The sequence below is a fragment of the Phnomibacter sp. genome (genome assembly GCF_036803085.1).
Taxonomy (GTDB): domain Bacteria; phylum Bacteroidota; class Bacteroidia; order Chitinophagales; family Chitinophagaceae; genus Phnomibacter.
Genome location: NZ_DAIRUZ010000006.1, coordinates 45247 through 58864 on the forward strand (window position 1 = coordinate 45247; position 13618 = coordinate 58864).

Consider the following 13618-nt stretch of genomic DNA (forward strand, 5'->3'; position numbering starts at 1 on the left):
TTCTATTTCTAAGAAAATCCTGTTGAGAGCAAGCACAGTCAAACAATCTATTGCTTTCAGTTGCTGCTTTCCGATATTCGAAACAGCAATCATACGTATTGTCGTCTGATACAACTGTAAAACCATAACTGAATATGCGATCTCTTTTGATGACGCTGTTGCTGGCGGGTATGGTAGCCGGCAGCCAAACCATGGCCCAGCCCAGCAATCCCTGCATGGCCCGCTCCGGCATTTACCCCCGCCCCGAGCCCAAATATGGCGGCAAACTGGCCCGCAACTTTTTCATTTTTGATGCCGAACTGGCCAAGCACCCGCAGGTGCAAACAGCAGCTTTTCACAGTATGGTGCATGGGCAAACCGTACAGCAATTGCAACAGCTGATGCGCAGCAACAAACTGAGTTCAGTAGAGTTGATGCTGTATTATGTACACCGCATCAAGCAGTACGATGAAGGCCTGCTCAACAGCATCATCGAGCTCAATCCGGATGCACTGAGCATTGCTGCCAAACTCGATGCCGAACGTAAAACCAAAAAAGCACAAGGTGCTTTGCATGGCATTCCCATTTTACTAAAAGACAATATTGCTACGGCCGATAAAATGCATACCAGTGCAGGTACTGCGGCACTCGCTTTGTGGAAGCCAACCAAGGATGCTGCCTTGGTGCAGCAACTGCGTAAATCCGGAGCCGTTATATTCGGTAAAGCCAACATGAGTGAGTGGGCCAATTACATGGACCCCTGCATGCCCAGTGGCTTCAGCACCAACGGCGGACAAACCCGCAACCCTTATGGGGCTTATGATACATGGGGCAGCAGCAGCGGTAGTGCGGTAGCTGTAGCGGCTGATTTGGTTACCGTAAGCATTGGTAGCGAAACGCAGGGTTCTATCATTATGCCGGCGGGTATCAACAGCATTGTGGGCCTCAAAACCAGCATGGGATTGTTTAGCGGCGAAGGCGTTGTGCCACTCATGTTGTTTCAGGATGTGGCTGGCCCCATGGGTCGTACCGTAGCCGATGTGGCTGTGGTATTGAATGCACTCACTGCCAACACGCCACAGGCAAAGGATTTTGCCAAAGCAACTGCCGACAATAAAGTGTGGCGGGTGGGCTTACCTGATTACAGTGCTGCAGTAATCGATAGTATGATGAAACGACTGCCAGCAAATACCGATTCTGCCATGAAAGCCCGGAGCAAAAACTTTTATGCCGGTGAGCAGCTGAAAATGGAGCAACAAAAAGCGGAGTTTGAAAAAGGGGGTGTGCAAGTGGTACGCATTCCTGCGTATGATTTGCCAAGCGGTCTTAATGTTGGCCCTTTGCTGCAGCATGGCTTCAAGCGTGACCTCAATGCATTTTTACAGGGGTTGGGTAAGGAAGCTCCGCATGCTTCTTTGGAAGCCATCATTGCGTACAACAAAGCAGACTCTGTTAACAGGGCACCGTATGGCATGGGGCATTTGATTAATGCACAAAACAATACCATGACCGAAGCGCATTACGACAGTGCCACCGCCGATCATTTGAAACGTTCCAGAGCAGCTATTGATGGATTGTTGAAGAAGTACGATGTGCAGGTGATTGCTTCGTCACTCTCACAGATTTATGCGCCGGCAGGTTATCCGGCATTGGCGGTACCATCGGGCTATGCAACCAATGGACAGCCTAACTGGATTGTATTGGTAGGTGGCTACATGGGCGAATACGAATTGCTCGCAGTTGGCCATCGCTATGAGCAAGCAACCAAAGCCAGAAAAGATCCGGATTTGGAGAAAGCCAAGGTTAGCTTGAAACAATAATTCATCGTTCCTTTTGCAATTCGTATTGCCATAGGTGGTAGCACGGTACGAACCACTATCGTGCCGTACTATTTATACCAAATAAATATGGATACGCTTATTCTACCAATGATAATTAGATAAGTAGTTCTTTTTTTATCAGCTACTGCAATCAATATTTCCATTTGCGGAAGCTATGAGAAAGTCGCATCGTTGTAATATCAGATTACAGCAATGAATAGGGTAAGTATCTTCTTAAAGACATAAGAATTTAAATCGGATTTGCATTACTTTTTACTTTTTGAAATCTTGACTTGAATCTCAAGAATGGTTGCTCTAAAAAACGATATGATACATATGCAATGATGGTTGAAAAAATAAACGTACAAAACCCAATGAGCAATGCCTGATATAAAGGATCTGTTACAAGTTTGGGTACTATAACGGCCAAGAGCGTAAGTACCAATATGTGATAAACATAAAGGCCGTATGAAATTTTTGCAAAAAAGATTAGCGTCTTGTTTTCTAAATTAATAAGAGGCTTTTGGTGTACTATATTGGATATAATAAGTACAACGGTGCATAGGGCTATAATTAAATGATCAATAGCACTTGAAATCCGAAACTCAAAAATCATCATCAGCAACATTATTGAAATAGCCAATAGCTGCGCTACTTTGGTTGAGAGAAAGTTGATAATGGTTTTTTGCTGGTGAAAAAACAATGCAGCCAATCCTCCAATGGCCATGCAATCGAACCGAAAAACGCGGAGTGCGTTGTGCAAGTAAGGCCATTCTGCGTATTTAAATACCAACCATCCTATAATTTTTAAGCCGATGTAAGCCAAAAGAAAAATTGAAATCCTTTTCGTTATGTTCTTATGTATTTTGAAAAAAAGCGGCCAAAACAAATAAAATTGTTCCTCAACAGAAATTGACCAAAGGTGGTTGATGCCATTCAGCCCTTTATCAAACATGTATGGTATGTTGGCAGCAAATAGTATATAAAACCACAAACTACTTTGAAGTAAATTGTCTTGCTGTAAGAAAAAAAACACAACTATGCACAGCAGTATATACCAGTAATACAAAGGCCATATCCGTAGTATTCGCCTGACGTAAAAACTACCTATATCAATGTTCCCTTTTTTTTCTTGCTCCAGAAATAATAGACTGGTAATAAGAAAGCCGCTTAAGGTGAAAAAAATGGTAACAGCTAAATTGCCCATGCCCACAGGAGCATCATTGAATATTGGTAAAAATTTACCCATTTCATCCCAACTGTGGGCCATTATTACTAAGAGGGCGGCTATGGCTCTTAAGCCATTTAATCCCTTGTAATAAATAGGATTTTCTCTTTCTTTTTGCATTTAGCCAATTGTAATTTTTAGCTACTCTTTACGTTGTTCATGTTTGAGTAGCCATTATGCTGACAATCTTGAATTTGACTGGTTATTATAGACAGCTCTCTTAACTTCAATAAACCCAAAGTTTGGCGCATTTGATTCTGAGTATTAACATTCCGGTTCCTGCTGGCTCAGGCAGTGAAAGCTACCGAGTCCCCAGATGATTTCTGTAGAATCGATGCCAACCACTTCTCTTTCGGGGTGTGCCTGCTGAATAATTTGCATGGCTACATCATCTTTTGCGGAGCGGAACGTAGGCACTATCACATACTTGTTGGTGATGAGATAATTGGCGTATGATGCCGGCAATCGCTGGTCTTCCCAAATGACAGCATCGGGCATGGGCAGTTCAATGATGTTGAGCTGCTTGCCATTCAGCAATCGCATTTGCTGCAACTGCCGCAGGTTGTGCTGCAAAATATCGTGGTTCTCGTCTTGCTTGTTGGGCTCTATTACCGTAATAACGGTGTCTGCATTGACGAAGCGAACAGTATCATCAATATGGCCGTCTGTGTCATCACCTACAATGCCTTCATCTACCCACAGTACTTGGTCTTGTCCGTAGTAGTCGCAGAGGTATTGTTCTATTTGTGCCTGATTGAGATGCGGGTTACGATTTTCATTGAGCAGGCAAGCGGTTGAAGTAAGAATAGTGCCAGCACCATTAAACTCCACCGAGCCACCTTCCATCACGATGCCCGGGTGAAACACTTCGTAACCATAGTGTTTACCAATCAACGTCGGAATCACATCATCCAAATCGTAGGGCGGATACTTGCCGCCCCATGCGTTGTAGCCCCAGTCAACGATGGCCTTTTTTTGTTCTGTTTTGTGCAACAAAAAAGCCGGTCCATGGTCTCGGCACCACGCATCGTTGGTGGGATGAAAGAAAAATTCAACCTGGCTCATGTCTACGCCTGCCTGCTGCAAATGCCCGCTGGCAAAGGCTTTCATGGCTTCGTCGGCCACGTTGATACGTACCTTTTCGCTTTGTGCCACGTATTTTACAAACTGGCTGTAGTAGGGGAAAATGGCCTGTATTTTATCAGGCCAGCTGGCTTCCTTATGCGGCCAGCTCAGCCATATGGCTTCATGGGGTGCAAATTCTGCAGGGAAGTAGTAGCCGAGTTCTTTTGGAGTTGGTTGCATGCAATGAATTTTATGGGACGCAGATTTTAAGGATGAAAACTGATGTACGCAGATAAAAACATCCGTGAGCATCCGTTTTTTATCTGCGGCATCCGTGTGCTATCAATCCTCGTCGATAAATCGTTTGGTAATAGGAGCGTAACTATCAATCCTCCGGTCACGCATGAAGGGCCAGTGGGTGCGGTAGCGGTCGGTTTTGCTCAGGTCAAGTTCCTGCACATGCACTTCCTCTTCGGTATGGCTGGCTTTGTACAGCAGGCTCCCAAAGGGATTACTGATGAAAGAACCACCCCAAAACTGCATGGCACCATCTTGCTCCAATCCGCAGCGGTTCACACTTACCACATGCACACCGTTGGCTACAGCATGGCTGCGCTGTATGGTTTGCCAGGCATTGTATTGTTCTTCGTTGGTAGCAGTATCCTGCGAGGTAGCCCAACCAATAGCAGTAGGATAGAAGAGAATTTCTGCACCCATGAGGCTGGTAATGCGAGCCGCTTCGGGGTACCACTGATCCCAGCAAATGAGCACACCAAACGTGGCATATTTTGTTTTCCAAACCTTGTAGCCAAGGTCGCCGGGAGTGAAGTAAAACTTCTCATAGTATGCCGGATCGTCGGGGATGTGCATTTTGCGGTACTTACCCAAATAGCTGCCGTCGGCATCTATCACGGCCGTGGTGTTGTGATACAAACCCTGAGCACGTTTTTCAAACAAGCTGGCAATAATCACCGCGTTTAGCTCGGCAGCCACTTGTTGCAGCGCATCGGTGCTGGGCCCGGGTATGGGCTCGGCCAGCTCAAAGTTGGCATAGTCTTCTACATCGCAGAAATACAAGCTGGTGAACAGCTCTTGCAGGCACACAATTTGCGCTCCTTTGGCAGCTGCCTCCCTTACTTTTTCAATGGCCTTTTGCAGGTTCTCTTGTTTGTTGGCGGTGCAGGTCATTTGCACCAATCCTACGTGCACTTTACTCATAGGTATCAATTGAATTTTGCCTCCCCGGTTTGGGGGCGGGCAAAAGTACCGCATCCCATGCGTATTAGCCAATTGTTAAAATATCATCAAGCCCGCAGGATTCGACTGTTCAACCATGCTTCACCGTCAAAAGATGTATGCTTAAAAGGTTTGTAATAACTCTCTTTCCAATGTTGCTCTTGTTGCTGGCCGCCGGCCACTCGCAGGCACAAACTGTTTCTGTAAAAGGTACCATTCAGGATGCCGATACGGCCCGCATGCTGGCCAAGGCTTCGGTGAAACTATCACCCGCCGCCGATACCACCCGTGGCCGCTACGTAACCGCCGATGATAAAGGCGCTTTCATTTTTACAGAGGTAAAACCCGGCGCCTATGTGCTGGCGTTTAGTTTTACCGGCTATCAGCCGCAAACCAGAAAAATTACTGTGGGAACTACCACCCTCGATTTGGGGGAAGTATTGCTCATTAAAAAAGACAAAACCCTGGGCGATGTGGTAGTGGTGGGCAAAGTGCCACCGGCCCGCCAAAAAGGCGATACCACCGAGTTTAATGCCGCTGCGCTGAAGGTAAACCCCGATGCGACGACTGAAGATGTGCTGAAAAAAGCACCGGGCATAACCATTGAAAACGGACAGGTAACCGCACAGGGCGAACAGGTGCGTCGCATTACCATTGATGGCCGCCAGTATTTTGGCGATGATGCTACTGCGGCACTGCGTAACCTGCCTGCGGAAGTGATTGATAAAGTGCAGGTGTTCGACCGCCTGAGTGATCAGGCACAGCTCACCGGCTTTGATGATGGCAATGGTTTCAAGGCCATCAACATTGTTACCAAGGCCAACATGCGCAATGGCCAGTTTGGCCGGGTGTATGGTGGCTATGGCACCGACGACCGTTATGCCGCTGGCGGTAGTGTCAATTTTTTCAAAAACAATACCCGACTCAATGTGATTGGCATGTTCAACAACGTGAACCAGCAAAATTTTTCGGGTGAAGACCTGCTGGGTGTAAATGGCCAGGCCAATGCCGGCCGTGGTGGCGGCGGTGGTCGCCCCGGTGGTGGTGGATTTGGCGGTGGATTTGGTGGCCGTGGTGGCGGCGGTTTCTCTGTGGGCCAGCAGCCGGGCATTGCCAAAACCAATGCCTTTGGCCTCAACTTCAGCGACCTGTGGTTTAAAAAAATGGAAGTATCAGCCAGCTATTTTTTCAATAACAGCAACACGGTGGCCCGTTCGGAAACCAACCGGCAGCTGTTCCTCACCGGCGATACCAGCCAGTTTTACAATGAAGTGAGCCGCAGCAATACCGACAATTTCAACCACCGCATCAACTTTAGGGCGGAGTATAAAATTGACAGCAACAACACGCTGATCATTGCCCCCAATCTGAGTTTCCAAAAAAATGAATCGTGGAGCGACCTGACGGGTGTCAACAATACTTTTGGTAAACAGCTCATCAACAGCACCGCCAACCTGCGCAACAGCGATGCGGCCGGCTTTAACCTGCGCAATGAGATTACTTACCGCCACAGCTTTGCCAAGCGGGGCCGTTCTATTTCGGTCAACCTCAACAACAGCGCCAGCAACCGCAACAGCGATAGCTACCTAGATGCTATCTCGGCCTATTTCAACGGCGGCCTGTTGCTGGGCGATACCCTGCGCCAGTACACCGACAACAGCACCCGCAGCAGCAGCATTTCTACCAATATTGCTTACACCGAACCTGTAGGTAAAAAAGGACAGATACAACTGAACTACAACCCGCAGTTTACCAGCAACAAGGCCGATCAGCGCAACTTTAGGTATGATAAAACCGAAGGCGATTATACCAACTTCGACACCACACTCTCCAACCTGTTCGACAACAAAGTGCGGGCCCAAAACGCCGGGCTTACTTACCGCCTCGGCGACCGCGACAATCAGTTTTCTGTGGGCATCAACTTTCAGCACACCCGCCTGCTGAGTGAGCAGCAGTTTCCGGCCGTGGCTACACTCAACAAAACATTCAGCAACTGGCTGCCCAATCTGCAGTGGCGCAAGCAGCTGAGCAAACAAACCAGCCTGCGCATGTTTTACCGGGCATCTGTAAACCCACCTTCGGTAAATCAGTTACAGAACGTGATTAATATTTCCAACCCGCTGTTTATTACTACGGGCAATGAAAATCTGGATCAGAGCTACACGCATTTTCTTACCGCCCGTATCAACAATACCAATGCTGCCAAAGGCCGCTCTTTGTTTGCCGGTTTCTTTGGCCAAATGGTGAGCAAGTATGTAACCAACGGTACCTGGATTGCTTCGAAAGATTCAGCCATAGCCAACAACATTACGCTGCGCAAAGGCGCACAAATCAGCAAGCCTGTCAACCTTGATGGCTATTACTCGCTGCGGTCCTTTGCTACCTATGGCTTTCCGCTCAAAGCCATCAAAAGCAACCTGAACCTGAATGCCGGACTGAACTATACCCGCACACCGGGTTTGGTCAACAATCAGCTGAACTACTCCAACAACTATGGCTATACAGCCGGCATCAACATTGCCAGCAACATCAGTGAGTTTATCGATTTCAATGTGAACTATTCCGCCAATTTTAATAATGTGGTGAACAGTATCCGTCCGGAATTGAACAACAAATTCTATTTCCATACCACCGGAGCTAAGGTGAACCTGCTGACTAAATACGGCTGGTTTATTTTGAATGAAGTCACCAACCAGCTGTACAGCGGCCTGGCCGATGGCTTCAACCAAAGCTTTTGGCTGTGGAATGTGAGTGCGGGTAAAAAGATGCTGAAAAACCGTCGTGGTGAAATCAAAATGAGTGTGTTTGACCTGCTGAAGCAGAACCAGAGCATTGCCCGTACCATTGGTGAAACCTATATTGAAGACGTGCAAACCCAGGTATTGCAGCAATATTTTATGCTTACGTTCACGTATACCCTGCGAAATTTCGGACAAGCGGCTAAACGCAATGCGGGTGAAACGCCTACCTTGCAGCGCCGCTAATCGGGCGGCTTGCAAAACCGATCTTACCACGTGATAGAGCAGGAATTAATTGAGAAACTGAAGAAAGGCGACCAGGCGGCATTCCGCTTTATGGTTACCTCGTGGCAGGATATGGTATATAATACCTCGCTGGGCTTGGTACAGAATGAAATGGATGCCGAAGATGTGACGCAGGAAGTGTTTGTAAAAGCCTTCGAAAGCATCCACGGTTTTAAGGGCGAAAGCAAAGTGAGCACCTGGCTGTACCGCATTACCGTTACTAAAAGCCTCGATTTTTTGCGTAGCAAAAAGCGGAAAAAGCGCTTTGGGTACATCTATAGCCTCTTTGGCGAAGACAATGAACTGGCCATCAACCCGCCTGAATTTGTGCACCCCGGCATTGTGTCGGAAAAAAAACAGGTGGCAGCGGCTTTGTTCAAAGCCTTGGAAACATTGCCTGAACAGCAGCGGGTAGCGTTTGTATTGACCCGCCTGGAAGGGCTGGGCCACAAAGAGGTGAGTGAAGTAATGGGTAACACGGTACCAGCGGTAGAAAGCCTGCTGCAACGTGCCAAAATAAATTTAAAAAAACAGTTATCAGATTTCTACCGTCAGAATTTAGAATAAGGAACGTCTAAATTGTTGGCAGTATTAAATTGCCGTATATGAAAAGAGAACAACAAGCAGAACAATGGGTAAACGAGGCGCTGGAAAGCCTTGATGGTATTGGCCGTGCCACTGCCAACCCCTTTCTGTTTACCCGCATTGAAGAACGCCTCCGCCAACGCAATAACCCTTGGGAAAAGCTGGCCCGCTTCGTAGCCCGTCCGGCATTTGCCCTGGCCGTGGTTTTGTTGTTTTTGGCCGCCAATTTCTATGTGGCCAATCAGGAAAAAGAGGAGCGGCTGGCCCGTGAAAAACAGGCCAACGAGCAAATGTTCGCAGCGGAATACAGCACCAGTTCCAACCTTAGTAATGAACTCAGCGCAAACAAGTAAGTCATGAAGTCGAACAACAAGGTTTTACTGGTACTCATATTGGTACTGCTGGCTACCAACCTTGGTATGCTGTGGTATTTTACCCGCGAAAGCAAGGTAGAAACCAAACCCGTAAGCCGCACCGAACGCATGGGCGATATGATGCGCAAAGAGCTGGGTTTTAACGACGACCAGGTGCAGCAATACATTACGCTTCGTCTGCGCCGCGACTCGCTGATGCAGCCCCTCAATCTGGAACTACGCCAGGCCAAAATGAATTTTCTGGAACTGCTGCGCCAGCCCAATGTACCCGATAGCCTGGTGCAAAAAGCAGCGCTGGAAGTAGCCATGAAACAAGCCCCCATCGAAGTGGAATTTTTTCAACACTTCAAACGCATACAGGCTTTGTGCTCACCTGAACAGCTGGGCAGTTTCGATAGTATGCTCTCTCGAATGGTACGCCGCAATACAGGCGATACAACCAGCTCCGGTAAATAAAAGCAGAACGCATAGTAAAGCTCACCTTTTTGGGGTGAGCTCTTTTTGTGCCTGTACATGCAGCGTAACCATGGCGCTTGGCAGCTGCTGGCTGTTATTTAAAAAAGTAGACTTCGGTTGGAGTGTACGCAGATCGTAAAGAAAATCTGTTGTACAGAAAATTATTTACACAGCAGCATAAGCCCGTAGCATTTTTTGTTTCGGCTTTGTATTTATGTAGGAGCTAAATCAGTTTTATCATTGTTGTTCTTTTACCGAAGCCAATGCAGATGCAGCCAGCAACTGTCTTACTGCAGTTTTTAATTCGGCTAATTCAGCAAGTTGTGAACGCAGCATCGCATTTTCCTGTTGCAGGCTTGTCAGGCGTTCTTGCTGCTCCCGTGTTCTTTTTTCTAAGCCTTGAAGCAATATCATCATGATGCCATCCATATCGGCACTGGCCAATGTGGTGTCATTGCCGATGATGCCAAATTCATCTTTGCCGTAGGCAGCAAATATTTCTTGTGCCATGGGGCCGTAATGCCTGTCATTGCCGGGGTTTTGACCTTTGTAGTTCCACGAACCCAATTTCAATGAGGTCAGTTTTTCTAAAAACGTTTCGCCGGAAGCGGGTTCAAAGTTTTCTTTTCTTGAAGAATCTGAAATGGATGCCCAAGAGTTGCCACCGGCAGCTAATGATACGCCTACAGTTCGTGTGGCATTGCTAAACAGTCGATATCCACCCGCATACCGGGCCGAAAATTGGTTGCTGGCTGTAGCCAGTGTACTATCGGTTGTTGATGCATCTGACAATACGAATGCTCCATTAAAATTATTGGCACTGGCACGTTGGCCGATGGCAATGCTGTAATCACCGTTAGCGGTGCAGCGGTAGCCCAATGCTACGGCTCCGGTTCCATCGGCAGCACAGGTATAGCCCAGGGCGCTGGAATAAGAGCCCATGGCATAGCTGGTATAGCCGGACACAAAACTGGATAACCCCAGTGCTACAGTGTTGTAGCCAAAAGCTGTTGAGTAAAAACCTACCATGGGATCATCCCATTGAGTACCTGCCGAACCGATAGAGCCAGCTCTGAAAGCTGCTTTGTAAGGGTGCCACATCATTCTTTCACCAGCACCTGTTGCTGGAATAAATCCGATGCCTAAAGTGCTTTTGGCAACAAAGCCCCCTCCTGCATCAAACCGAAACCGTTCTCCTACAGTACCGGAAGAGTAGCCTGCGCCTTTATAGTCCGTCAGTATTCTTACAGCACCACTGTCGAGCAATTGAATGCCCATATTGGTGCCGTATTTTGACATGTACAAGTTGTTAGTTGCCAGGTTCATGGTTTGGGTATGATTACCCATGTTGTCGCCTTCTCCTGCAACGGTGAGTTTTGCCCACACAATGCCGTTGAAGTAATAAAAGCCACTGATGCCATCTGTTTGGTAAATGAGCAAACCACTTGCAGGAAAAGCGATGGCTGCTTTTGCTGCAGCTGTCATTCTAGGCACTAAAAATCCTTTGTTGGTACTTTTTAAGTCGAGAATTGCAGAGCCATCTGGCGTACTGGATGGCGAACTAATAGCAACACCTTGTGCAAAACCGGAAAGCATTGCCGTTGCAAATGCAATGGTCAAGATTAAATTTTTCATGGGGAAGGGGGAGTTTAAGTAGAACTAATGTAATCATCCTCTGGCAATCTTTTCATAACTTAAATGCGCATCTGTACACGAATACTTAGTCGCAGTACTTGCAGCAATGCAGCTATAGATGCCAAGCTGACGTTCCTCATGCACGTTTAGCCGTAACACACCCTTTCTTTGCGGCATGCAAACATCGGTATTGATAGTAGGGCAGGGCCTCTGCGGCACCTGGCTCAGCTTTTGGCTGCAGCAATTGGGTATTGATTGTGTAGTAATAGATGAAGAACGACCCAACACCAGCACCCGTGTGGCCAGTGGCGTTATCAACCCTGTAACCGGCCGCCGCATGACCCGCACCTGGATGGCCGATGAAGTGATTCCTTTTGCTGTAAAAGCCTATGAGGAACTGGGAAGGAAAATCACTGCGAAGTACGAAGTACGAAGTTCGAGGGAGCGAACATTCTCTCCTGCACAAGAACAACAACAACCTGCCACTACCCTCATTCAACGTTGCGATATCATCGACTTTTTCAACAGCCCCGACAGGCGCAAAGACTTTGAAGAAAAAGCCAAACAGTATGCGGCCGAATACCTGCAATGGCCCGAAGATGAGGCGGCCATGCAACAACATTTTCGCTACGAGTTGGGCTACGGCATTATTGCACCTGCCTATCAGGTAGACCTGCAAACCATGCTCGACGGCTGGCGGCAATACCTGCTGCAGCACCAGCAACTGCTGGCACAACGCTTTGATGCCAGCCAACTGCAACTGCTGCCCGACGGAGTACAGTACCAGGATATCCGTGCCGATAAGATTGTGTTTGCCGATGGCATTGCTGCAAATGCTGCAGGCTTTTTTCAGCTGCTACCCTTTGCCCTTAATAAAGGCGAAGCACTGATACTGAAAATAGATGGCTTGCCCAACAACCATATTTATAAAAAAGGAAACAGCCTTACGCCTTGGCGGGGCGGGTATTTTTGGGCCGGTAGTACCTACAACAATCATTATACCAACGACCAGCCCAGCGAAGCTTTTCGCCAGCAGATGGAAGCCTGGTTGCAGAGTGTATTGAAGCATCCTTTTACCGTGCTCGACCATGTGGCGGCTATTCGCCCGGCCACCGTGGAGCGGCGGCCTTTTGCCGGCTGGCATCCGCAGCACCCGCAGGTGGGCATCCTCAATGGTACGGGTACCAAAGGCGTAACACTCGCCCCCTATTTTGCTCAGCAGCTGGCGGCCAATATAGCGCAACAAACGCCATTGCTACCCGCTGTAGATGTAGCGAGATTTGCAAGGGTGCTGAGCAGGATGTAGTTGGAATAATTATCTGCGTTGAAAACTAATCAGAGTTGCGGGAGTTATTGGCCGGCATGGCTTCGAGATTGGTAAATGTAGAAGGACTTTCAAGATTCAGAAAGCGGCTTCAATTTTGCTTATCGGCTGGAGTCCTCTCCAGCCGACATGAGTTTGAGTTGTGCTTGCTTGCTTATCGGCTGGTGTCCCCACCAGCCGACGCAAGTTTGATTTCTGTTTATCGGCTGGAGTCCTCTCCAGCCGACTTCGTTATTTTGACTGTTATTTCTGTTTTTGAAATAACAAGCTTATATTAATGTCAAAGCTTTACCATGCATTTGTTTTATAGCAGGCAGGGACAAATGGATGATTTCAACCTGTATTTCTACACGCAAACCATTCAAGGTTTTCAACCGCTCTTGGCACAGCCAATGATGCGGACCATTGTACTTGATAGTTTGCGGCATTTGTGTAAGGAGCGATGGGTAACTATTTATGGATTTGTGCTGATGCCAAACCACATACACTTGCTGTGGCGCATGGAGGGAAATGAGCGGAAGGAATCTGCAGCGGCAAGTTTTAGCAAGTTTACCAGTCACCATTTCAAAAAGGCATTGGCAGAACAAGCACCGGCATTATTGGCAGCATTCTCATCAACAAAAAATGACAGGCAGTATCAGTTTTGGAAGCGGGATCCGTTGGCCATACCCATCACCAGTGAAGAGGCATTGCTGCAAAAGCTGCGCTATATTCATGACAACCCGGTGAGGGCTGGGCTTTGTGCTACGCCCGAAGCATATGCATGGAGCAGTGCAACCTATTATGCTACGGGTGAAGACAGATTTGGAATACTGACGAATGTGTATGGATAAACTGTTTCGGCCGGTGCCGACTCCGACCGATAAGGGCAGCGAATGCTCTCCGATATTTTA

11 protein-coding genes are annotated in these 13618 nt (G+C 47.7%); 7 read left to right on the top strand and 4 right to left on the bottom strand.

Features of this window, described 5'->3' with window-relative positions; translation table 11 throughout:
- Positions 1–134: 134 nt before the first annotated feature.
- Positions 135–1799 carry an amidase family protein gene (locus V7Q13_RS12525; RefSeq protein ID WP_333801017.1) on the top strand — a complete coding sequence of 555 codons (1665 nt, stop codon included), beginning with the start codon at positions 135–137 and terminating at the stop codon, positions 1797–1799.
- A gap of 250 nt (positions 1800–2049) precedes the next feature.
- Here V7Q13_RS12525 and V7Q13_RS12530 read toward each other — a convergent pair whose 3' ends face one another.
- The 3 genes from V7Q13_RS12530 to V7Q13_RS12540 form a co-directional block, all read right to left on the bottom strand.
- Positions 2050–3147: an acyltransferase family protein gene (locus tag V7Q13_RS12530; protein ID WP_333801018.1), complete on the bottom strand. Its 1098-nt coding sequence runs from the start codon at positions 3145–3147 to the stop codon at positions 2050–2052.
- 144 nt (positions 3148–3291) lie between these two features.
- Positions 3292–4332, bottom strand: coding sequence for an agmatine deiminase family protein (locus V7Q13_RS12535; RefSeq protein WP_333801019.1), 1041 nt, complete (start codon positions 4330–4332; stop codon positions 3292–3294).
- Positions 4333–4434: 102 nt separating this feature from the next.
- Complete coding sequence (locus V7Q13_RS12540) at positions 4435–5310, bottom strand: carbon-nitrogen hydrolase (RefSeq protein WP_333801020.1); 876 nt, start codon at positions 5308–5310, stop codon at positions 4435–4437.
- Between the two features lie 170 nt (positions 5311–5480).
- Here V7Q13_RS12540 and V7Q13_RS12545 point away from each other — a divergent pair, with 170 nt between their 5' ends.
- The 4 genes from V7Q13_RS12545 to V7Q13_RS12560 are packed head-to-tail and all read left to right on the top strand — an operon-like array spanning position 5481 to position 9766.
- Positions 5481–8312: a TonB-dependent receptor gene (locus tag V7Q13_RS12545; RefSeq protein ID WP_333801021.1), complete on the top strand. Its 2832-nt coding sequence runs from the start codon at positions 5481–5483 to the stop codon at positions 8310–8312.
- 9 nt (positions 8313–8321) lie between these two features.
- Positions 8322–8918 (top strand): RNA polymerase sigma factor, encoded by a 597-nt coding sequence (locus V7Q13_RS12550; RefSeq protein ID WP_333801022.1) that lies wholly within the window; start codon positions 8322–8324, stop codon positions 8916–8918.
- 38 nt (positions 8919–8956) lie between these two features.
- A complete protein-coding gene (locus V7Q13_RS12555; RefSeq protein ID WP_333801023.1) occupies positions 8957–9289 on the top strand; it encodes a hypothetical protein in 333 nt (110 codons plus the stop codon).
- A 3-nt stretch (positions 9290–9292) separates the two neighbouring features.
- The gene (locus V7Q13_RS12560; protein ID WP_333801024.1) at positions 9293–9766 is read left to right on the top strand and encodes a hypothetical protein; all 474 of its coding nucleotides are present in this window, start codon (positions 9293–9295) and stop codon (positions 9764–9766) included.
- A 237-nt stretch (positions 9767–10003) separates the two neighbouring features.
- On the opposite strand, the gene V7Q13_RS12565 is transcribed toward V7Q13_RS12560, so the two are convergent.
- Positions 10004–11401 carry a tail fiber domain-containing protein gene (locus V7Q13_RS12565; RefSeq protein WP_333801025.1) on the bottom strand — a complete coding sequence of 466 codons (1398 nt, stop codon included), beginning with the start codon at positions 11399–11401 and terminating at the stop codon, positions 10004–10006.
- Between the two features lie 175 nt (positions 11402–11576).
- Between V7Q13_RS12565 and V7Q13_RS12570 the strand changes: the two genes are divergently transcribed.
- On the top strand, positions 11577–12707 hold the full coding sequence (locus tag V7Q13_RS12570) for an NAD(P)/FAD-dependent oxidoreductase (protein WP_333801026.1): 1131 nt from the start codon (positions 11577–11579) through the stop codon (positions 12705–12707).
- Between the two features lie 311 nt (positions 12708–13018).
- Positions 13019–13558 (top strand): REP-associated tyrosine transposase, encoded by a 540-nt coding sequence (locus V7Q13_RS12575; RefSeq protein ID WP_333801027.1) that lies wholly within the window; start codon positions 13019–13021, stop codon positions 13556–13558.
- Positions 13559–13618 lie beyond the last annotated feature (60 nt).